The organism is Bradyrhizobium archetypum (assembly GCF_013114835.1).
GTDB lineage: Bacteria > Pseudomonadota > Alphaproteobacteria > Rhizobiales > Xanthobacteraceae > Bradyrhizobium > Bradyrhizobium archetypum.
Genome location: NZ_JAAVLW010000011.1, coordinates 92,791 through 112,341, shown reverse-complemented (window position 1 = coordinate 112,341; position 19,551 = coordinate 92,791). Strand labels below are relative to the sequence as shown.

Sequence of the window (19,551 nt, the reverse complement as noted above, 5' to 3'; positions counted from 1 at the left end):
AAGGCACTCTCGTGCGCCAGCCATTACGTTGAATAGCTCGTCCAGGAATTCGAACGCGTTGTCTGGCTTCACGGCCCATCCGTCACACCTTCGATGTAAGACAGCAGCGCCAGCAAACCAGCCAGAGTAGTTGGACCCGTGCTCGTCAGCGTCCACCGAACATCGTTCTCTCGATCGCCGTCGCCTTCCGGCGGTCTTTTTGTCTGGATTGGCAGACCTCTTGCTCTCGCATGGCACTACCACGCAACTCAATCAGGCCTTGTGCCATCGCGGAGCGACAGATGACCCGGCAGTACCATCTTGAGACAGGAGTTCAGCGATCCAACGCCGCAGAGACCAAAAAGCGCGCCATCGAGGAACGCAAGCGCCTCGCCACGATCGACGCGCTTCAGCGGACCCGGCGACAAGCGGAAGCAGTAGTGAGGGATTTGAACAACGTCGCGAGCCTGCTTGATCAGAGCATCGAGGCCGAACTGCAGAGCAGTCCCACGCGCGACCCCGGCCACTTTGCATTTCCAATGACCGCACGTGCCCTGATGGCGCGGCGCGACAATTTGCGAGCAACCATTGCCGCGCTTTGCGACGAGTTCGCCAAGCATGATCGGTCCGAATGGGCCCCGGCATAAGCCTTGGCACGCAGTGAAAGCTGATCGCTGTTCGCGATCGACCCGCCATTGTCGGTTGGCCTTGGATCCGGCCCGCCGTGCGACCATCAAAAGCCCGGCGGTCATTGGCGGCCGCCGGGCGATACGGAAATACAATTTGACGCTGAAAGTCGATATTGCATCGGGAAAAAGCGGCAATGTCTGTTCAAAAGTGAACAGACTGAAAGGATTGTAGGAGGCGTAATCATTTCCTTGCGGCCGGTTGTTTCCTTGTACGCCTCGGTTCCTAAGTACCAAGCTAACAGAGGACCGCTCGGAAGACCGTATGCTGAATCGTTGCGTTCCTTAAACGGGGGCTGACAATGCGACGGAAACTCCGCGTCGTGAAAGAGAAGCCAAAAGCGCTAGGGACACCGCGAAGTCTGTCGGAGCGAATGACAGAGATTAACAGCCTCAGGCAGCAACTGCGCTTGGCCGAGGCTGCTCAACGACCGAAGACGTCGCGATCGGTAAGGTTGACCGGTTAGGTTAAATTGCGAGTTCGATTGCAGCGCTCCAGGCGCAATGCCTACGATCAGCCACCGGACATTCCCCAAGTGTCCGGCCCCACGCCAGCAAAGTCGTCAGGCGATCATACTCCGCCTGACGGCTTTGTCTTTGAGGATGAGCGGCGCGTTGCCGATAGCGAACGTGAATTACGTGGTCGCCATCATGAAAGGGGGCCGGGTTACTGTTCCTCATCGTCTGGATCATGCAGCAGCTCATGCTCTGCCTTTTTTCATCCAGCTCGCTGTACTCGCCGTCGAGTTCCAGACCGATGCGTGAAACAAACGGCTGTGTTCCCAGTTGTCACCAACAGGGATGCTACCATGCAAGCTCTTCCCTGATCTCATTTGGAACCGGTCGCGCGGCAGATTCCTCGCTGCAATCGGTCACCGGGAGGGACAAACAATGATCGAACTCTCAGCAGGGGTCCTCGCCCTGATCAGTGTGGGGATCTTCGCCGCCCACGCGCTGGACGCCTACCGCACCCACAACTAGCTGGCGTCATAACTGACTATATTGGACGAAACGTTGCCTCAAGCGCGGCGGTGATGCTGCATTGAGATTTTCGAACGAAGTCTACCGCTGGTCGATTTCCCTCCAATCGAAGTCCATCGAGGGCGGATCGATAGCTGCGCGCGCAGTCCTGAGGAAACCCTAGCCTGGTAAGCTTGAGGACACTCCAGCCGTGCCATCCCTTTCTGTCCCTTCGCGCGCGAAAGTCGGGAACAAACGGCAAGCTCCGGCCTACGTTCCGAGCTACGACTGGCGCAATAGCGCGAGAGCTTCGGCAACCACCGATACCAGCGACGGCATGGTATAGGGCTTCCGCAACCATCCGAGAGGTGCATAGGGCTCGGCGCGCCCGCGCGTATGCGCATCATCATGCGCGGTTGCAAAGATGCAGCGGATGGCAAAGTCCTGGTACAATTGGCGAGCGGCATCGATGCCATCGCGGGTGCTGGCGAGGCGAATATCCATCACGGCGAGCGTCGGCTGCGCGGCACGGGCCAGGGCGACGGCCTCGTCGGCCGTCGTGGCCGGGCCCACGACCTCATAGCCGGCCGCCCTGAGCGCGATGTCGGTTTGCATGGCGATCAGGAAATCATCCTCGACAACGAGAACGCACGATCGTTCTTGCTTGCTTTCCATCCGTCCGGTCTCTTGCGCAGGCGGCGGCGCCTTCCGGTCCGGCTCGGACGGCAACGCAAAATGCCCTACGCTATCCTCAGACGTCATTCGATCGCGCTCTAGCTTTTCGCAGCGGGGAAATCGAGACATGCCCGCGACGGGTTTTTCGTGACGCAAAACGTTCCACGTAGCTGGCGTGCAAGGCCAAGCACGAGCTGGAGTCCGGACGAGGTCTGGCGCACCTCTTCCAGGTCGAAGCCCTCCCCGTCATCCTCGACACAGAGCGTCAAGTGCCCGTCCCGCTCGGCCAGGCTGACCCGGACGCCATGCCGTGCGTGGTCCTTGATGCCGTGCTTCACCGCATTCGTCAGCAGCTCGTTCAATATCAGCGCGAGCGGCATCGCCACGTCGTTGGAAAGCACGCCGCGGGCGGCGCCACATTCAATGCGTGCCTCCGGCGGCAGCGATTGCCGGATGGTCTCGCAGACCGCCGGCAGAAACTCTTCCGCCGCGAAGCGGCTGGCATCGCTTCGGCCGTACAGCACGCGCTGCGCCGCCGCCATGGCCGCGATGCGGGCGCTGGCTTCATTGAGGACTTTCCGCGCCTCCTCGCTGTGCGCGGTCCTTGCCGCGGAGAACAGCAGCGATTGCAGCATCTGCATGTTGTTCTTGGTGCGATGATTGAGTTCGTCGAGCAGAAGCCGCTGCTGGGTTTCGGCCTGCCGCCGCTCGCTGATATCCACCAGCATATTGATGGCGCCGATGACCTTGCCGGAAGAGTCTCGCAGCGGCGTCGGAAACGGAATGAAGGGCACCCGCGTCCCATCCGGCCTCTCGGCGACCGCCTCGGCGCCACGGACCGCCCGCCCCTCCTTCAACGCCACCGCCATCGGGCACTGGTCGTGCGGCAGCGGCGTGCCGTCCGGATTGAACAGCTTCCACGTGACGCACCATTCATCGCTGCCGAGAACGGGCGTCCGGCCTGAGAATTCGACGGCGGCCTGGTTAAAATAGGTGATCTTGCCTTGCGCGTCGGTCGTGTAGATCGCCGCCGGAATCGCGGCGAGCAATTCCGAAAGACGCTGCTCGCTCTCCTGCAGCTTGCGTTCGGCTTCCTTGCGATCGGTGATGTCGCGCGCGATCTTCGACGCGCCGGTGATTTTCCCGGTGCTGTCGCGCACCGGCGAAACGGTCAGCGAAATATCCAACAGGGTTCCGTCCTTGCGTCGGCGCACGGTTTCATAGTGATGGATGCGCTCGCCGCGCCTGATCCGCGCCAGGATTGCGGGCTCCTCATCTTCGCGTCCAGGCGGAAAAAGAATGGTCACCGGCTTGCCGATGGCCTCGCGCGCGCTATAGCCGAACAGCCGTTCGGCGCCTGAATTCCAGGTTCGGATGATCCCGTCCAGGTCTTTGCTGATGATCGCATCGTCGGAGGATTCCACGATGGAGGCGAGTAGCTGCGCGCGTTCTTCGGCGGCGCATCGCGCCTGTTCGGCTTCCTTGCGGGCACTGATGTCGTGCTGAACGCGGACCGCATAGAGGAAATTCCCCGACGCATCGCGAACGCTTGAGGACGTTACCTCCGCCCAGAAATGCGAACCGTCCTTGCGGGTGAAACGCTTTTCGATGGTGTAGCGATCGATTTCGCCGGCGACCTGTCGCCTGAACTGATCAAGATCCTGCGCGACGTCGAGCGGCGAGGTCTCCTCAAAGATGGAGCGGCCAAGCAGATCGGCCGCGTCGCGTCCCATCAGGTCGCAGGCCTCCTGATTGACGCGCAATATCCGCCCAGTCTGATCGATGTCGACGATGCCCACGCCGACATGATCGTAGGTGACAGCCAGCCTGTCTTCGTGCGCACGCAACAATTCTTCGGCGGGTACTCGCGTGGCGTCCGGGGACGCGGACCGGCCCGGCTGGGAAAGAGTCTTGGCCGTCCGTTGCTGGATATTCATTCCTGTCATCCCGGCCTCAAGGGCCATCGTGCCACGCGCGAAACTCGGCGCCGGCACATGCAGGGATCAGCACGCAACACACCGCTGAGTTTAACCGTGACCAAGTCCGGCGAGAGAAAAATGTTCCTGACGATGGCCGGACCGCTGACGCCCGCCGTCTTGCATGCCTCCATATTTTCCCGGCCTTCGCGGCGTGGATCGCAACTTGACCGCTAACATCCCCGGCAGATGCCGGTGAACGTGCTGACCTCCGCGCGTCCCCGGCGCCGAACCGGCGGCTTGCGTGGATGAGCTTGGCGCGCGCTGATGATCCGCTGCGAAGCGCCGGTATAGGGCGGTGTCGCCACGCGTGCGCGCGGCGCCGGCGTATCGACCGAGCCGTAGGAGGCGACCGGCGGCGGAGGATTGGGCCTCAGCGGCGGGGTTTGCGCGGCATTGCCGATGCCGCTGGGATCGGAGAGTGCGCGGGGGTTGGCTGGCCCGAACGGCACGCCTGATATGGGCGAATTTCCGGCGCCCGCCGAGCCGGCCGGCGGCGTCAATTGTGCGAAAGCTTTCGCGGGAACGAGCAGGCCGAGTGCGACGAAGAAAGCAAGCACCGGATTGCGGGACATCGAAAGTCTCTCCACGAGGCAGTCACCCAACGATCATGTAGGGCCGCGTGTTCCGCGCTTCCAGGAGTGTCTTTTTGTCCTCCGTCACGGAGTAGGCATCGGCGAAAGAATCAGGCCTAATCGTGGCGCGATCCCATTTGAGATTCCAGCGGTATGAACCAGCCTGAGGTCCTCGAATCCGATATCCGCGCCCTGCAGCAATGGCTGCGCGACGCCTGGCGCCAGCTTGGCGATCCCTCGCTCACCACCTTCGGCCGGCGCGAGTTGCGCAACCAGATGAAGCAATGCAGCGCCGACCTGCGGGCGTGCCTGCAAAGAGCCACCGAACAGCCGCCCGAACCGGCCACGCAGCCGCCTTCGTCGCGCACGAGGCCAGAGCTTCGAATCCTGTCCTGGTAATCGTTGATCAGCGTCGTACAATCGATGCAGCAACGTGGCTGGAGCGGCGGCGCCGGTTGCAGCCAATCCGCTTCTGCCCGATCATTCGTGAAAAGGCCCGCCCCTACCCTAGCTCTGTCAAGGCTCGCCATCCTCGCCCACCCTGTTGATAACCCAAAAGCCCGGGATCCAGCGTCGAAACAGCCCGCCATGCTGTGCTATCGGCATACCGGCCTGGCTAACGACGGACGGAACACATGCGGATTACCCTGGTCGGTTCCCGCCATTTCGGCGTGACGACATTGAACACACTGCGCCAACACGGGGTCGATGTCGTCCGCGTCGTTGTCCACGATGGTGAGGATCGCCTCGCCGCAGCCGCGCGAGCCATCGGGATCGAGGTCGTGGTGCAGGCCGATCCAAAGCGCGTGATCGTATCGGAGATCGCCCCCAATACCGACCTGATCGTCACCGCCCACAGCCATGCCCGCGTCACCAGGGAGGCGCTGGCCGCAGCCAAGCTTGGCGGCATCGGCTATCATCCTTCGCTCCTGCCCCGGCACCGCGGCATCGCCGCGGTCGAATGGACCGTCAAGGAAGGCGATCCGATCGCGGGCGGCACCGTCTACCATCTTGCCGACCGGATGGATGCCGGCGCGATCGCCGCGCAGGAATGGGTGTTCGTCAAGAAAGGCGAGACAGCGCGAGAGCTCTGGGAACGTGCGCTGGCTCCGCTCGGTCAGAAATTATTGGCCGATGTCATCTACCACGCCAAGGCCCACGGCAGCCTGCCGGCGACGCCCCAGGACGAGGAATTTGCCACCAAGGCGCCGAGTCTGCCCGACGCCAAGCATTAGCTTACCTAAATACCTCCATGGCGCAGAATTCGTCCAGAATTGCGGTGAAAATGCCAATTTTCGGTTCCGCTGCCGGAACCCCGATTCACCTTGATGTGTTTGAGATCGCGGGAACTTTCCTCAGTGCTGCGGCGCACCCAAGTTTGGACACATTGTGACCAGATAAGGCCAGCCATCACACACATCGCAAGGATTTGATTCATGCGCGCCAATCGCATTCGCAACCTGCTTTTCGTTTCGTTTCTTGCCTCCGCAGCAACGCTGACAGCCGGCTCCGCCTCCGCCCAGAACCCCTACGACGGTCTTTGGCAGGTCACTGTTGTCACAAAAACGGGCAATTGCGATGCGCAGACTACCTCCACCGTGAATGTCACCGACGGCAAGATTTCGGGCGGTCCGGTTTCCGGCAGTGTCGGCAGCGGAGGACTTGTGCGAGTCTCGATCAATGGTGCATATGCGAACGGTCAACTCAGTGGCAACTCCGGATCGGGGAAATGGAATGGGGCTTCAGCGGGTGTCGCATGTAGCGGTCGATGGGAAGCGTCCCGTCAGTAAAGCAAGCCATACTTCAGAATTTTTCGCCAAAGCGCGGCGGCTGACATTCGCAGCCGTCGCTTTTTTTATGACCGCATCCGCAGCCTCCACGAGCCATGCGCAGTCCAGCGCCTTCGCCGGCATGGCCGGCACCTGGTCCGGCGGCGGCACGGTGACGCTCGACGATGGTTCGAGCGAACGGATTCGTTGCCGCGCAACTTACAAAGTAATCGGCCCCAGCATGGAGATGGTCCTCACCTGCGCCAGCGACGCCTATAAGTTCAACCTCTCGGCAGCGGTCGTTGCAGCCGGCAGCGAAGTCAGCGGCACCTGGACCGAGTCCAGCCGCAATATCGGCGGCACCATCCAGGGCCGCGGCGGCGGCGGCAGCTTCCAGGTGGTCGCCCAAGCGGCCGGATTCGCCGCCAACATCTCGCTGAGGACCACCGGCAACAAGCAGCAGATCGCCCTTCGGGCGGACAGCCAGTTCCGCGCCGCGAATATTTCGCTGTCGAAGTAATTCCCGGTCGTCATCCCCGCGAAGGCGGGATCCAGTACGCCGCTTCTCGGCTCAATTACCGGCGTCTCTGGGATACTGGATCGCCCGCTTTCGCTTTCGCGGGCGATGACACTGAGCGCGTTGCTGTCCGCAGCTCAACTCGTCTTCGGCTTCTCGAGCTTTGCCGCGGTTTCCTTGATCGTCTTCGCGATCAGCAAGGCCTGTTCCTTGTTGAACGCAAAATCCTGCACGCCCTTATGCGTGGTCAGCGACAGCACCATGATGTCAGGTTGGTGCTCGGGCCAGCCGGTTGCGAAGGCGGTGACGAAGTCTGCCGTGGTCGATCGAGAAGTGGTCATGGTCGTAAATTTCCCTTGTTGTTGACGGCGCGTTTCTCGCGCGAGCGCCTCAGCCCTTGAAGCGTCAGCCCTTGGGCACGTAGGCGGTGACTTCGATTTCGACTTTCGCCCGCTGATCAACCAGTCCGCTGATGTAGAGCAGCGTCGAGGGCGGGAAATTGCGCCCGAGCGTCTCCTTCCAGGCCGCGCCGATACCTGCGCCTGCGGCTTCGTATTCGCTGCGGCTGGTCAGGTACCAGATCAGACGGACAATGTGCTCAGGCCCGGCGCCGGCTTCGCCGAGCAGCTTGACGATGCGCTTCAGCGCCGTGCCGACCTGGGCGGCCAAGTCGGGGGCATAATCGCCCTTCTCGTCGCCGCCGGTCTGGCCGGCCAGCACGATCCATTTGCCGGGGCCGTCGAATTCGACGCCGTGTGAGAAGCCGCGGGGTTTCGACCATTCGGCCGGTTGCAAGATGCGCATGGGTAATTTCCTCCTCGTTGGTCATTCCGGGCGGTCCGCAGGACCGAACCCGGAATCTCGAGATTCTCCGATGTGCGATAGCACATCGTAGTTCGATGCTTCGCATCGCCCGGAATGACGAGGCTGCTTAGCACCGAACGGCCGAGCAGTCTCAACCGAGAGCGTGCATCGCTGCCCCCGCGCATTTGCGCGTTGCAAATTGTGGCGTGCTCGCCGATACCGGCCTGCCCTCAAACGCTTGCCTCACACATGGACCGTACGCCCTCCAAAACCCTGGCCGCGCTCTGGATGGCCGGCTGGCTCGCCCTGATGCTCATCATCGCGATCGCCGGGCGCGAGGCGACGCGCGAGATGAACGTGTTCCAACTGATGGAAGCGCGCTCGGTTCTCGGCTTCCTGATGCTGTACCCGCTGATCCGCGCCGGCGGTGGATTTCGCACGATGAAGACGAAGCGACTGCCGCAGCACGTGGCGCGCAATCTCATCCACTATGGTGCACAACTCGGCTGGTTCTTTGCGCTCACGCTGATTCCGATCGGACAGGTGGTCGCGATCGAATTCACCATGCCGATCTGGACCGCAATCCTTGCCGCAGCTTTCCTCGGGGAGCGCATCACCCGTTGGAAAATCGCCGCGATCGTGCTCGGAATCGTCGGGGTCTTCGTGATCGTTCGTCCCGCAGCCGGCGAAGCCAATCCGGGCCAGTTGATCGCGCTGGCGGCAGCCGTCGGCTTCGGCATTTCGATTGCGATGGTGAAGTCACTGACCCGGACCGAACAGACGCTCGCGATCCTGTTCTGGATGCTGGTGGTGCAATCGGCGGCCGGCTTCTTGCCCGCGCTGTATACATGGACATGGCCACCCGTCCATATCTGGGGCTGGGTCGTCGTGATCGCGTTTTGCGGCACCTTCTCGCATTACTGCATGGCCCGCGCCATGCTGTATGCCGACGCCACCGTGGTGATCCCGATGGACTTTCTTCGGGTTCCGCTCACCGCCGCTGCCGGCTGGCTGATCTATTCGGAGCGGCTTGACGTGTTCACGGTCCTCGGCGCCGCGCTGATCCTCACCGGCAATCTTTTGAACCTGAAATCGGCTCCGTCACCGCCCAAGCGCGCCCAAGGCTGAATTTTATTTCTCGGGCTGTGATCTAGATCACGCCGCGGCGCGTGTCGTGACGGTAACGGATGGCTCCGGATTTGGCCGTTCGCCCGCTTTTTTGTGGTGCGAAGCGGGCGATTCTTTGTAATGTCCAGCCAGCGTTACAGCCAAATCTTTTGTTGATTCTGCAGGGGGATTTCCTATGCGTTACCAAACCCTCATTTTGTCCGTCATATGCACGGTCTTTGCCGCCGGGACCGCCCAGGCCGACAAGCGTGTCGCTTTCGTCGTCGGCAACGGCACTTACAAGAACGTCGCGCCGCTTCCGAATCCCTCCGTCGACGCCAAGGCAATGGCCGCCGCGCTGCGCAATGTCGGATTCGAGGTGGTCGAGGGTTCCAATCTCACGCGCGACAAGATGACCGAACGGCTGCTCGATTTCGGCAAGAAGGCGCAGGGCGCCGATGTTGCGCTGTTCTTCTATGCCGGCCATGGCATTGCCATCTCGGGCACGAACTATCTGCTGCCGATCGACGCCGACATCAAATCCGAAATGGACGTCAAGCTCGGCGCCGCCATCAATATCGATCTCACCCTTGAGCAGACCATGGGCGACGCCAAGGTCAAGCTCGTGTTCCTCGACGCCTGCCGCGACAATCCGTTCGCCGCCAAGATCAAGTCGAACTCCGCGACCCGCAGCGTCAATGTGCAGACGGGCCTGGCTGAAATGAAGTCCGGCGAAGGCACGCTGATCGCGTTCGCGACCGGCCCCGGCCAGACCGCGCTCGACGGCCAGGAAGGTGGCAACAGCCCGTTCACGCGCGCCCTGCTCGCCAACCTCACCCAGCCCGGAGTCGAGATCCAGCAGGCGATGACCAAGGTCCGCGCCCAGGTCAATGAGGAGACCAACAAGGGACAATTGCCCTGGGGTCACACCAACCTGATCGGCGCGGTCTACCTGAACGGCGCGCCTGCGCCCGGCGCCGTGGCGGCCGCAACGCCGGCGGCGACGGCAGGTGCAAAGCCGGGGTCCGACGTCGAACTGGAATTCTGGCGCTCGATCAAGGATTCCAACAAGCCGGAAGAGTTCAATGCCTATCTGACCAGCTATCCGAACGGTCAGTTCCGCTCGCTGGCCTTGGCGCGGATCGCTTCGCTTGAGAGCGGTGCGAAGGACGCAACCGCAACCCGCAATCTGAGCGCCGGCATTGATCCCGCGACCTTCAAGGAGGAAGCGAACCAGACCACCGAGGACCAGATCGGTCTCGACAAGGGCCAGCGCCGCGACGTGCAGCGTCGTCTGACCGGGCTCGGCTTCGATACCAAGATCACCGGCCAGTTCGATGCGCCGACCCGTGCGGTGATCACGCGCTGGCAAGCCGCGCGCGGCTATCCCAAGAGCGGCTATCTCAACAAGCTGCAGCACAAGGCGCTACTGACGGAGATCGTGGCGGCTGCGCCAACGGCGAGTTCCGACGATGAACGTCCCGCTCCCAAGCGCCGCGCTCCCAGCACCGTTCAGGCCCAGCCGCAGCCGCAGCCGCAGCAGGCGCCGCCGCCGCGCCAATATAGCGCGCCGCCCGGTCCCGATCCGGCTGGTGCCGGCCGTTTCATCGGCGGCGTCGTCGGCGGCATGCTGCGCTGATCGCCAGCAGACCGAATTACAAAAACAGATTTACAAAAAGAAGGCCCGGGAACGATCCCCGGCCTTTCATTTTGCGCTTCGCAAAATCGACTTCGACAATGGCGCGCTGCTTGGGCGTGCTACTTGCCCGCGGCCTTTCGCAAGGCCTCGTTGATGCGATCCTGCCAGCCCGGACCGCCCTCCTGAAACCATTCGAGCACGTCCTGGTCGATGCGCAACGTGACCTGCTCGCGGACGCTGGGCACGGCCACCTTCTTTGGCGGCGCTTCCGCCACCTTCGCAGTGGCGCGCTTGAAGGCCGCCTCGGCTTCGGTGCGCGCATCGTTCAGGGTTCTCGGCCGGCGAGGCTGGTCTGCCATAGCTGGATTCCTTGGCTAGATTCCTTCAAATAGCGCGGTGGAAAGATAACGCTCGGAGAATGACGGCACCACCGCGAGGATGGTCTTGCCGGCGCTCTCGGGGCGCTTGCCGATCGAAAGCGCCGCCGCGATCGCGGCGCCCGATGAAATGCCGCCGGGAATGCCCTCCACGCGCGCCAGCGCGCGCGAGGTCTCGATCGCCGTCGGGCCATTGACCTTGACGATCTCGTCGATCACCGATCGATCCAGGATCTCCGGAACGAAGCCGGCACCGATGCCCTGGATCTTGTGCGGCGTATGCTGACCGCCCGACAGCACCGGGCTTTCCTCCGGTTCGACGGCAACGATCCGCAACGACGGCTTGCGGGGCTTCAGCACTTGTCCGACGCCGGTAATGGTGCCGCCGGTGCCGACGCCCGCGACGAAGATGTCGATGTTGCCGCCGGTGTCGTTCCAGATCTCCTCGGCCGTGGTGCGGCGGTGAATTTCGGGATTGGCAAGATTCTTGAACTGCTGCGGCATCACGGCGTTCGGCGTGGTCCGCACCAGTTCCTCCGCGGTCGCGATCGAGCCCTTCATGCCTTGCGCGGCCGGCGTCAGGATGATCTCGGCGCCGAGAAACGCCAGCATCTTGCGCCGCTCGATCGACATCGATTCCGGCATCACCAGCTTCAGCCGATAGCCGCGCGACGCCGCGACGAACGCGAGCGCAATGCCGGTGTTGCCGGAGGTCGGCTCGATCAGCACGGTGTCGGCGTTGATCACGCCAGCCTTCTCCATCGCAATCACCATCGCCGCGCCGATGCGGTCTTTCACGCTCGCGGCGGGATTGAAATATTCGAGCTTGGCCAAGATGGTTGCGCTAACGCCGTGCGCCTCCGGCAATTTGTGCAAGCGCACGATCGGGGTGTCGCCGATCGCATCGACGATGGAATCGAAAACCCGACCACGCCCCGGACGGTGCACTGCACTCGTGGTTGACGACGCATCCATCTCGACACTCCTATCGGCGATCATGTGCGGGGAACTGGAAGCACTACTTAGGAGGCCGTCGCGCCGATGCGCAAGGCGGAATTGCGGGTGCGAGGAATTCGCTGCATTGCAAAACAAGAACGTCGCAAAATATCGCGAAATCAACGCATTTGTGTTGCGACATCGTCAAAGATTTCTGTTTATACTTTGGTCGCGGCCTGAGCCAGAAGGCTCAGATCGCATGGAGGTCACGATGCCAGCTTTTGCTGAAGTCCGGTCGACCGTAGCAATAGGCCCGGATCCGCGTGGATGCGATCTGCCGACGTGCCCAGTGTGTGCCGACACCATGGTGGCGGCGGAAGCTTCGGCCTACCTCAACGACAACGTGATCAGCTATCTCTGGACCTGCGACACCTGCGGTTACGGGTTCGTGACCAAGCACTCGGTCAAGCGGTTCGCCTGTAACTGAGACCTGCTATCTCGGAGCAATGTCACCGCGCGCCCATCCGGCGCGCGTTTGCTGTTGGAACATTTCGAACGTGCCGCTTGAAATCGCCTCGCGCATGCCCCGCATCAGGTGCTGGTAATAGGCCACGTTGATTTCCGACAGCAGCATCGCGCCGAGCGTTTCGCCTGATCTCACCAGATGATGCAGATAGGCGCGCGAGATGTTGTGCGCCGCGGGCCATTCGCTTTCCTCATCCAGTGGCCGCGGATCGTCGGCATGGCGAGCGTTGCGCAGATTGATCTGGCCGAAACGCGTGAACGCCATGCCATGCCGCCCGTTCCGGGTCGGCAGCACACAATCAAACATGTCGATGCCGCGCGACACCGCTTCCAGCAAATCCTCGGGCGTGCCGACGCCCATCAGGTAGCGCGGACGATCGATCGGCAGCAGCGGCGCGGTTTCCTCGATCATCGCAAGCATCACGGCCTGCGGCTCGCCGACGGCAAGCCCACCGATCGCATAGCCGTGGAAACCGATGTCGACCAGTTCGCGTGCACTCGTTCGGCGCATCTCGGGGATGTCGCCACCCTGCACGATGCCGCATAGCATGTAGCCTGCGGGCGCGGTCTCGAACGCGCGCTTGCTGCGCTCGGCCCAGCGCAGTGACAGCCGCATCGCGCGTTCGATGTCGGAGCGCTCAGCCGGCAGCCGCACGCACTCGTCCATCTGCATGGCGATGTCAGAACCCAAGAGACGCTGTACCTCGATCGAACGCTCCGGCGACAATTCGACCTTGGCGCCGTCGATATGGGAGCGAAAGGTCACGGCTTTTTCGTTGACCTTGCGCAAGTCGGAGAGCGACATCACCTGGAAGCCGCCGGAATCCGTCAGCATCGGTCCGTTCCAGCCCGTGAAGGCCTGCAAGCCTCCGAGCGTGGCGATCCGCTCGGCGCCCGGCCGCAGCATCAGGTGATAAGTATTGCCAAGCACGATGTCAGCGCCGGCATCGCGCACCTCGCGCCAGTGCATGCCCTTCATCGCCCCCGCGGTGCCGACCGGCATGAACGCAGGAGTACGCACCACGCCGTGGGGCGTAGTGAGGCGCCCGGTGCGCGCAGTACCATCGGTAGCGAGCAATTCGAAATGATTGGGAAGACTCATGGTGCTGCTTATTGCGTGCTGAGGACGGGCGATCAACCCGTCCCATACGCATGCCGAGCAGCCCGCCCGCACACGGAACACATTTGAGGCCGCCTCGAGCGACGTTTTCGTCTTGTTAAATAAAACGATACCGTATAGTTTTATACGCGAGGGATGGGGCGGTGGGGCGATGAGGCTACGGCGACCTGCGCGGAGCGTTGGACGATATGGCCAATTTGGCCAGATTCGCGATGACGCCCCTCTAACTGCGCGTTATAGAGCAAATGATGACTATCATGATCGCGCAGGAATCAATGGGCATGGGATTGACTGCGACCAAGGCCAGACCGGCAAGACGAGACGTCCAGAAGTCGCGCGGCGGCCGGCCGACAAAAAGCGCCGCCATCGAGCGCGATCAGCGGCTGATCGAAGTTGCTACCCGTCTGTTTTTAGATCGCGGTTACGATGCGACCTCGCTCGATGCGGTTGCGGAAGCAGCGCGGGTCAGCAAGCCCACCGTCTATGCGCGCTACGGCGACAAGCGCGGGCTGTTTGCCGAGGTGCTGAGGCGCGAGATTGCGCGCTGGCTTGCGCCGCTGGCTGAAGCGGCGGAAATGGAGCTTGCGCGCTCCTCGGACATTTCGGTCGAGCAGCGCCTGATAGAGGTCGGGCGCGAGATGCTGAGTTTCACCTGCGGACCCGATGCCGTCGCCTTCAGCCGCATGATGACGTCACAGGCCATCAACTTTCCCGACATTGCCAAACTCGGCAAGGAAGAGGGCTGGTTGAAGGCCGTTTCCACGACCGCGCGCTTCTTCGACCATCTGGTCGCGCAGGGCGCGATGGACGTCGAGGACACCGGCATCGCGGCCGAGGTCTTTCTCGACGTGGTCGTCGGTCACACCCACCGGATGGCGACGTTCGGAACGCCGCTCGAGATGAAGTCCGCCGAGAAACGCATGCGCGCGGCGATCAGGCTGTTCCTGGCCGGCGCGCTCGGGCCAGCGGACCGCGTTCAGCCCAAGGGCACCAATCGGCGGCGCCCTTCCCGCTGACAATTCCGTGAGAACGGCATTTTCCGTCGGGGACGTCGTTGACCAAAACAAAACGATACGGTATGGTTTTGTTATAAGCGAAGTGCGCGAGTTTCCCGCTTTCACTGGTCCCGGTGGGGCTTGCCGCTTCGATCGCCGCAAATGGGGGTACCCGTTTGCGGCGCTCCGCGGCCGGCCCCGTTTGCCTCCAAAGGGTCGGCCGCGCGTTGTACGAGACGATCCGGCCCGTCCGCCGGCAGAGACGGCCTCAAGGATGGAGACTGCAAACATGCGTACGCCGAGATGTTTCACGCAGTTGCTTGCGGTCGTCCTGCTGGCGATCATCCTCCCTGCCCCGGTCTACGCCACCGCGTCGTCGACCGGCGAGCCGGCCTCGCTCCGCAATGAGGTCGACGACGATGCCGCGTCCGACCAGCAGGCAATCAATCGTGAGCTCGAGCTCTTCCGTGGGTCAGCGGTCTCACTGAGCCAGGCGATGGCGATTGCTGAAGCCCTGCATGCCGGCGCGACAACCGCTGATGTCAGTTTCGACGGCGCGCCGGATTCACCGGTCTACCGGGTAAAGACCCTTCACAACGACCGCGTCTGGCAACACGTCATCGACGCCACGACCGGCAAGATCGTCGGCGGCGAGGCCGCCCTGCCCTTGAAAGAGCTCGATGCCGAGGACCGCAGCAACCTCGCAGCCCTCAAAACGATCCGGCACCGCTTGGCCGACGCCGTTCGTGTGGCCGAGCAGGCGGCGTCCGGCAAGGCCATCAGTGGTGGCCTGGTCCGCCAACGCAGCCGGCTAAATTTCGCGATCGTTGTCATGAGCGGCAGCGACCTGAAGGAGGTGATCCTTGAGCCTCCTGGCGCCGCAAGGCGGCGATGACGGTGTATCTGTTGCAGCCCGGATCGGGCTAAAAGCCGTTGACGACAGCACCAAGCTGCCGCATAAGTCCGCGCCATGACGACTTCGACCAAAGCGACCGCGAAAACCAAAGCACCCTCCGGGGGCTGGGGAGCCGTGCGCGCGTAGTCGAACGACCGCATCATCCAAACCGCAGCCCCGCCTGAAAAGGACCGGGGCTTTTTTATTGCCCGCAAAATGCTCGAACCAGGAGGATAGACCCGTGAGCCACGAACCCGTTGTAGCCATTGCCGGCGTGACCGGCGCGGTCGGCGCCGAATTCATCGCCACCATGGACAGGCGCAACTTTCCCGTCCGCAGGCTCAAGGCGCTGGCCAGCGCCCGCTCCGCCGGCAAGACCATCGAATTCCGCGGCGAGCGGATCGTGATCGAGGAGCTCACGGAAAAGTCGTTCGAAGGCGTCGACATCGCGCTGTTCTCGGCCGGTGGCAGCATCTCACGCAAGTTCACGCCCGCAGCCGTGAAGGCCGGCGCCGTCGTGGTCGACAATTCCTCTGCCTTCCGGATGGACCCGAACGTCCCGTTGGTGATCCCCGAGATCAACGCGGGCCGCATCCGCGACCACAAGGGCATCATCGCCAACCCGAACTGCTCGGCCATCACCGCGCTGGTGCCGCTGTGGCCGATCCACCGCCAGAACCGCATCAAGCGCATGATCGTCTCGACCTATCAGGCGGCGAGCGGCGCGGGTGCGGCCGCCATGGAAGAGCTCGTGGAGTCGACTCGCGCCTATCTCGACGGCCGGCCGTTCACGCCCAAGGTGATCCCGCTCCCCTACGCCTTCAACGTCTTCAGCCACAACACGGCGATCGATCCCGAGACGGGCTACAATGACGAAGAGAACAAGGTCATCAAGGAGACCCGCAAGATCTTCGAGGACGATCAAATCGCGATCGGCGTCACCTGCGTGCGCGTGCCGGTGTTGCGCGCCCATTGCGAGGCGATCACCTTTGAATGCGAAAAGCCGATCACCGAGCATGATGTCCGCGCCATCCTGTCGGAAGCGCCGGGCGTCAGGATCGTCGACGATCGCGCCAACAACTACTTCCCGATGCCGATCGATGCGTCAGGCCAGGACGACGTTCTGGTCGGCCGCATCCGCCAGGATCTCAGCGACGCTAGTGGTCATTCGATCTCGATGTTCGTCTCTGCCGACCAACTGCTGAAGGGCGCTGCGCTGAATGCGATCCAGATCGCGGAGCTATTGCCACAGCGCGCGATGGCGTGAAGGTGACGACTAAGACCCTCATGGTGAGGAGGCGCGTAGCGCCGTCTCGAACCACGAGGCCCGGTCAATGCCATTCATCCTTCGAGACGCCGCTACGCGGCTCCTCAGGTATGAGGTCTGACGGAAGTGAATGGTGGGCACGGCGCTTGCGCGCCTTTGCCCACCCTCTGGCACCTACGCTCCCGTCACGCGCCAGATGACGTTGCCGACATCGTCGGCCACCAGCAGCGAACGATCAGGCCCGAGTGTGACGGCGACCGGCCTTCCGTACGAGACCTTCTCGTCGGGCGCGAGAAAGCCCGTCAGGATATCGCGCGGCGGGCCGGAGGGACGGCCGTTCTCGAACGGCACGAAGACGACGGCGTAGCCGCTCAGCGTGCTGCGATTCCAGGAGCCGTGCTGGCCGATCACCATGCCGTCAGGAAAACCGGGCAGCGTGCCGGCTGGCATCCAGCACAGGCCGAGCGAAGCCGTATGGCCGCCGAGCGCATAGTCCGGCGTAATCGCCTTCGCGACCATGGCCGCATCCTGCGGCACGCGGTCGTCCACCGTCTGCCCCCAGTAGCAGTATGGCCAGCCGTAGAAGCCGCCGTCGCGCACTGAGGTCAGATAGTCCGGCGGCGTCTCGTCGCCGAGGCCGTCGCGTTCGTTGACAACGGTCCAGAGCACGGTTGTGCTCGGCTCCCACGCAAGGCCCACGGGGTTGCGCAAGCCGCTGGCGAAGATGCGGCTGGTGCCGCTGGCGAGATCGAGTTCGTAGATCGCGGCGCGGCCTTCTTCAACGTCCATGCCCATCTCCGCGATGTTGCTGAGCGAGCCGACGCCGGCATAGAGTTTTTTGCCGTCCACGCTCGGCAGCAGGCTCCGCGTCCAATGCCCGCCGGGCTTGAACGTCACGAGTTTCCGCCCCTCGGCAGTGATGCGATCCGCTCCCGCGGCGTAGGGAAAAGCGACCACGCCGTCGGTGTTGCCGACATAGAAGGTGTCGCCGACCAGCGCCATGCCGAACGGCTGGCTCAACCCTTCCATGAAAATCTCGCGCCCCTCCGCGATGCCGTCGCCATCGCGATCGCGCAGCAGCGTGATGCGGTCGGCGCTGACGCCGAGCGCCGCGGCACGCCGCATGGTCGCCTGCATCGCATAGTGGAATACGCTCCGGGGCGGTCCGGCGATCTGCGTCGCCTCCGCGACGAGGACGTCGCCATTGGGCCGCACGTTGATCCAGCGCGGGTGGTCGAGATCTTTCGCAAATGCGTTGACCTTGAGCCCGGGCGCCGCGGTTGGCATCTGCCCGTCGCTCCAACCCTGGGCCGTCGGCATCTTGAGCGTCGGGATGGCGCCCTGCGGTTTCGCCGCCGGAATAGCCGGCGCATGGCCCCAGGCCGGTTTGGGCGCGGCCCCCTGCAGGCGGCGCCACAGCAGCGCAACGGCGCCGACCAGCGCGACCATTCGCGCAAAAATCCCGGAAAAGCTCATGCAAGACCCCTGTTATTCCCACGCACCGATGCGCCGAGACGGTATTTATACGATCTTGGCGGCATCAGCCGAATCAAAGAAACAGATGGTGCGCTTCATTGTCAGAGCGCTTCCTCCCTGAACCTTTGCCCGCCCAATTGGCGGGCCTCTTTTTCAAGCGAAGACGGTCGGCTTGGTCTCAATCCGGCGCACGAAACAGCAGGCAGGCATCCCCGTAGGAATAGAACCGGTAGCCGGCGGCGATCGCATGCGCATAGGCGCGCTTCATGGTCTCCAGCCCCGAGAAAGCCGACACCAGCATGAACAGTGTCGAGCGCGGCAAATGGAAATTGGTCATGAGGATGTCGACCGCGCGAAAGCGGTAGCCCGGCGTGATGAAAATCGAAGTCTCGCCATCGAACGTCTGGATCGTGCCATCTTCCGTCGTGGCGCTCTCGAGTAGCCGTAGCGACGTGGTGCCGACCGCAACGATACGGCCACCGCTGGTGCGCGCGGCATTCAGCGCCGCCGCGGTATCGGGCGAGATCGAACCCCATTCGGCGTGCATCTTGTGCTCGGAAGTTTCCTCCACCTTGACCGGCAGGAAGGTCCCGGCCCCGACATGCAGGGTCAGCCGATGCAGTCCGACGCCGTGGCGGCGCAGCGCCGCTTCGAGCTCAGGCGTGAAATGCAGTCCCGCCGTCGGCGCCGCGACGGCGCCCTCATTCGCGGCAAACATGGTCTGGTAGTCGGCGGCATCGCGATCGTCGGGCGTGCGCTTGGAGGCGATGTAAGGCGGCAGCGGCGGCGTGCCGAGATTGGCGATCGCTTGATCCAGCGCCGGGCCATGAAACGAGAACGACAGCGTGATCTCGCCCTCCTCGCCCTTGGCCTCGACCTCGGCGTCGAGATGGCCAAGCAGGCAAACCTTGCCTTCGTTGCCGAAGCGGACGATGTCGCCGGGTGCGAGCTTCTTCGCGGGCTTCACCAGCGCGCGCCAGCGCGAGCCGTCCAGCCGCTTGATCAGCGTCGCCTCGATCTTCGGCTCGGTCTCCCGGCCGATACGGCGTCCCTTGAGTTGAGCGGAGATTACCTTGGTGTCGTTGACGACGAGCTGATCGCCTGGCTCCAGCCACTGCGGCAGTTCGCCGACGGTACGGTCGCGCAGCACGCCGTCAGGCTGCACCACCAGCATGCGCGCGGCATCGCGCGGGCTGGCGGGCCGGAGCGCAATGCTCGTGGCGGGAAGTTCGAAGTCGAAGAGATCGGTGCGCATGGCGCCGGTGCGCCTCAC

General features: G+C 63.1%; 21 protein-coding genes and 1 pseudogene. 11 read left to right on the top strand and 11 right to left on the bottom strand.

Annotated elements, in window-relative coordinates:
• Positions 1-248: 248 nt before the first annotated feature.
• Positions 249-902: a hypothetical protein gene (locus HCN50_RS29615; protein WP_171713410.1), complete on the bottom strand. Its 654-nt coding sequence runs from the start codon at positions 900-902 to the stop codon at positions 249-251.
• Positions 903-1,295: 393 nt separating this feature from the next.
• Here HCN50_RS29615 and HCN50_RS34330 point away from each other — a divergent pair, with 393 nt between their 5' ends.
• Complete coding sequence (locus tag HCN50_RS34330; RefSeq protein WP_283812138.1) at positions 1,296-1,430, top strand: hypothetical protein; 135 nt, start codon at positions 1,296-1,298, stop codon at positions 1,428-1,430.
• A 477-nt stretch (positions 1,431-1,907) separates the two neighbouring features.
• On the opposite strand, the gene HCN50_RS29610 is transcribed toward HCN50_RS34330, so the two are convergent.
• The 3 genes and pseudogenes from HCN50_RS29610 to HCN50_RS29600 all read right to left on the bottom strand — a co-directional run bounded on the left by HCN50_RS29610 (position 1,908) and on the right by HCN50_RS29600 (position 4,851).
• A complete protein-coding gene (locus tag HCN50_RS29610; protein WP_235977296.1) occupies positions 1,908-2,300 on the bottom strand; it encodes a response regulator in 393 nt (130 codons plus the stop codon).
• Between the two features lie 98 nt (positions 2,301-2,398).
• Positions 2,399-4,159 (bottom strand): annotated as a pseudogene (locus tag HCN50_RS29605) (PAS domain S-box protein); the annotation flags it as partial.
• Between the two features lie 290 nt (positions 4,160-4,449).
• Positions 4,450-4,851, bottom strand: coding sequence for a hypothetical protein (locus HCN50_RS29600; RefSeq protein WP_171713407.1), 402 nt, complete (start codon positions 4,849-4,851; stop codon positions 4,450-4,452).
• Between the two features lie 153 nt (positions 4,852-5,004).
• On the opposite strand from HCN50_RS29600, the gene HCN50_RS29595 reads away from it, so the two are divergent.
• From HCN50_RS29595 to HCN50_RS29580, 4 genes are all read left to right on the top strand, one after another.
• Positions 5,005-5,250, top strand: coding sequence for a hypothetical protein (locus tag HCN50_RS29595; protein ID WP_171713406.1), 246 nt, complete (start codon positions 5,005-5,007; stop codon positions 5,248-5,250).
• Positions 5,251-5,486: 236 nt separating this feature from the next.
• Positions 5,487-6,086 (top strand): formyltransferase family protein, encoded by a 600-nt coding sequence (locus tag HCN50_RS29590; protein WP_171713405.1) that lies wholly within the window; start codon positions 5,487-5,489, stop codon positions 6,084-6,086.
• 201 nt (positions 6,087-6,287) lie between these two features.
• Positions 6,288-6,641 (top strand): hypothetical protein, encoded by a 354-nt coding sequence (locus HCN50_RS29585; RefSeq protein ID WP_171713404.1) that lies wholly within the window; start codon positions 6,288-6,290, stop codon positions 6,639-6,641.
• Positions 6,586-7,140, top strand: coding sequence for a hypothetical protein (locus tag HCN50_RS29580; protein WP_376700339.1), 555 nt, complete (start codon positions 6,586-6,588; stop codon positions 7,138-7,140). The genes HCN50_RS29585 and HCN50_RS29580 overlap by 56 nt, the downstream gene beginning before the upstream one ends.
• A 134-nt stretch (positions 7,141-7,274) precedes the next feature.
• Here the strand turns inward: HCN50_RS29580 and HCN50_RS29575 are convergent, their stop codons facing one another.
• Together HCN50_RS29575 and HCN50_RS29570 are read right to left on the bottom strand one after the other, a co-directional pair.
• The gene (locus HCN50_RS29575; RefSeq protein WP_171713402.1) at positions 7,275-7,478 is read right to left on the bottom strand and encodes a hypothetical protein; all 204 of its coding nucleotides are present in this window, start codon (positions 7,476-7,478) and stop codon (positions 7,275-7,277) included.
• A gap of 64 nt (positions 7,479-7,542) precedes the next feature.
• Positions 7,543-7,941, bottom strand: a complete 399-nt coding sequence (locus HCN50_RS29570; RefSeq protein WP_171713401.1) for a RidA family protein — start codon at positions 7,939-7,941, stop codon at positions 7,543-7,545.
• Positions 7,942-8,190: 249 nt separating this feature from the next.
• On the opposite strand from HCN50_RS29570, the gene HCN50_RS29565 reads away from it, so the two are divergent.
• On the top strand, positions 8,191-9,069 hold the full coding sequence (locus tag HCN50_RS29565; protein WP_171713400.1) for a DMT family transporter: 879 nt from the start codon (positions 8,191-8,193) through the stop codon (positions 9,067-9,069).
• 175 nt (positions 9,070-9,244) lie between these two features.
• Positions 9,245-10,687 carry a caspase family protein gene (locus HCN50_RS29560; RefSeq protein WP_171713399.1) on the top strand — a complete coding sequence of 481 codons (1,443 nt, stop codon included), beginning with the start codon at positions 9,245-9,247 and terminating at the stop codon, positions 10,685-10,687.
• Between the two features lie 119 nt (positions 10,688-10,806).
• Here HCN50_RS29560 and HCN50_RS29555 read toward each other — a convergent pair whose 3' ends face one another.
• Positions 10,807-11,046 (bottom strand): BrnA antitoxin family protein, encoded by a 240-nt coding sequence (locus HCN50_RS29555; RefSeq protein WP_171713398.1) that lies wholly within the window; start codon positions 11,044-11,046, stop codon positions 10,807-10,809.
• 15 nt (positions 11,047-11,061) lie between these two features.
• Positions 11,062-12,039 carry a cysteine synthase A gene (gene cysK, locus HCN50_RS29550; protein ID WP_171713397.1) on the bottom strand — a complete coding sequence of 326 codons (978 nt, stop codon included), beginning with the start codon at positions 12,037-12,039 and terminating at the stop codon, positions 11,062-11,064.
• A 232-nt stretch (positions 12,040-12,271) separates the two neighbouring features.
• On the opposite strand from cysK, the gene HCN50_RS29545 reads away from it, so the two are divergent.
• Positions 12,272-12,487, top strand: coding sequence for a hypothetical protein (locus HCN50_RS29545; RefSeq protein WP_171713396.1), 216 nt, complete (start codon positions 12,272-12,274; stop codon positions 12,485-12,487).
• A 6-nt stretch (positions 12,488-12,493) separates the two neighbouring features.
• Here the strand turns inward: HCN50_RS29545 and tgt are convergent, their stop codons facing one another.
• Positions 12,494-13,627: a tRNA guanosine(34) transglycosylase Tgt gene (gene tgt / locus HCN50_RS29540; protein ID WP_171713395.1), complete on the bottom strand. Its 1,134-nt coding sequence runs from the start codon at positions 13,625-13,627 to the stop codon at positions 12,494-12,496.
• A gap of 299 nt (positions 13,628-13,926) precedes the next feature.
• Here tgt and HCN50_RS29535 point away from each other — a divergent pair, with 299 nt between their 5' ends.
• From HCN50_RS29535 to HCN50_RS29525, 3 genes are all read left to right on the top strand, one after another.
• Complete coding sequence (locus tag HCN50_RS29535) at positions 13,927-14,661, top strand: TetR/AcrR family transcriptional regulator (RefSeq protein ID WP_171713505.1); 735 nt, start codon at positions 13,927-13,929, stop codon at positions 14,659-14,661.
• 268 nt (positions 14,662-14,929) lie between these two features.
• Positions 14,930-15,535, top strand: coding sequence for a PepSY domain-containing protein (locus HCN50_RS29530; protein WP_171713394.1), 606 nt, complete (start codon positions 14,930-14,932; stop codon positions 15,533-15,535).
• A 241-nt stretch (positions 15,536-15,776) separates the two neighbouring features.
• Entirely contained in the window at positions 15,777-16,802 is a 1,026-nt protein-coding gene (locus HCN50_RS29525) for an aspartate-semialdehyde dehydrogenase (protein ID WP_171713393.1), read from the top strand.
• A 174-nt stretch (positions 16,803-16,976) separates the two neighbouring features.
• Here the strand turns inward: HCN50_RS29525 and HCN50_RS29520 are convergent, their stop codons facing one another.
• A complete protein-coding gene (locus tag HCN50_RS29520; protein WP_171713392.1) occupies positions 16,977-18,278 on the bottom strand; it encodes a PQQ-dependent sugar dehydrogenase in 1,302 nt (433 codons plus the stop codon).
• A 178-nt stretch (positions 18,279-18,456) separates the two neighbouring features.
• Entirely contained in the window at positions 18,457-19,533 is a 1,077-nt protein-coding gene (queA, locus tag HCN50_RS29515; protein WP_171713504.1) for a tRNA preQ1(34) S-adenosylmethionine ribosyltransferase-isomerase QueA, read from the bottom strand.
• Positions 19,534-19,551 lie beyond the last annotated feature (18 nt).

What these genes read in the sequence shown, in the direction of transcription:
- HCN50_RS29610 (WP_235977296.1), bottom strand. Translation starts at nt 2,300, where the DNA reads ATGGAAAGCAAGCAAGAACGATCGTGCGTTCTCGTTGTCGAGGATGAT.
- HCN50_RS29600 (WP_171713407.1), bottom strand. Translation starts at nt 4,851, where the DNA reads ATGTCCCGCAATCCGGTGCTTGCTTTCTTCGTCGCACTCGGCCTGCTC.
- HCN50_RS29595 (WP_171713406.1), top strand. Translation starts at nt 5,005, where the DNA reads ATGAACCAGCCTGAGGTCCTCGAATCCGATATCCGCGCCCTGCAGCAA.
- HCN50_RS29590 (WP_171713405.1), top strand. Translation starts at nt 5,487, where the DNA reads ATGCGGATTACCCTGGTCGGTTCCCGCCATTTCGGCGTGACGACATTG.
- HCN50_RS29585 (WP_171713404.1), top strand. Translation starts at nt 6,288, where the DNA reads ATGCGCGCCAATCGCATTCGCAACCTGCTTTTCGTTTCGTTTCTTGCC.
- HCN50_RS29580 (WP_376700339.1), top strand. Translation starts at nt 6,586, where the DNA reads ATGGGGCTTCAGCGGGTGTCGCATGTAGCGGTCGATGGGAAGCGTCCC.
- HCN50_RS29575 (WP_171713402.1), bottom strand. Translation starts at nt 7,478, where the DNA reads ATGACCACTTCTCGATCGACCACGGCAGACTTCGTCACCGCCTTCGCA.
- HCN50_RS29570 (WP_171713401.1), bottom strand. Translation starts at nt 7,941, where the DNA reads ATGCGCATCTTGCAACCGGCCGAATGGTCGAAACCCCGCGGCTTCTCA.
- HCN50_RS29565 (WP_171713400.1), top strand. Translation starts at nt 8,191, where the DNA reads ATGGACCGTACGCCCTCCAAAACCCTGGCCGCGCTCTGGATGGCCGGC.
- HCN50_RS29560 (WP_171713399.1), top strand. Translation starts at nt 9,245, where the DNA reads ATGCGTTACCAAACCCTCATTTTGTCCGTCATATGCACGGTCTTTGCC.
- HCN50_RS29555 (WP_171713398.1), bottom strand. Translation starts at nt 11,046, where the DNA reads ATGGCAGACCAGCCTCGCCGGCCGAGAACCCTGAACGATGCGCGCACC.
- cysK (WP_171713397.1), bottom strand. Translation starts at nt 12,039, where the DNA reads ATGGATGCGTCGTCAACCACGAGTGCAGTGCACCGTCCGGGGCGTGGT.
- HCN50_RS29545 (WP_171713396.1), top strand. Translation starts at nt 12,272, where the DNA reads ATGCCAGCTTTTGCTGAAGTCCGGTCGACCGTAGCAATAGGCCCGGAT.
- tgt (WP_171713395.1), bottom strand. Translation starts at nt 13,627, where the DNA reads ATGAGTCTTCCCAATCATTTCGAATTGCTCGCTACCGATGGTACTGCG.
- HCN50_RS29535 (WP_171713505.1), top strand. Translation starts at nt 13,927, where the DNA reads ATGGGATTGACTGCGACCAAGGCCAGACCGGCAAGACGAGACGTCCAG.
- HCN50_RS29530 (WP_171713394.1), top strand. Translation starts at nt 14,930, where the DNA reads ATGCGTACGCCGAGATGTTTCACGCAGTTGCTTGCGGTCGTCCTGCTG.
- HCN50_RS29520 (WP_171713392.1), bottom strand. Translation starts at nt 18,278, where the DNA reads ATGAGCTTTTCCGGGATTTTTGCGCGAATGGTCGCGCTGGTCGGCGCC.
- queA (WP_171713504.1), bottom strand. Translation starts at nt 19,533, where the DNA reads ATGCGCACCGATCTCTTCGACTTCGAACTTCCCGCCACGAGCATTGCG.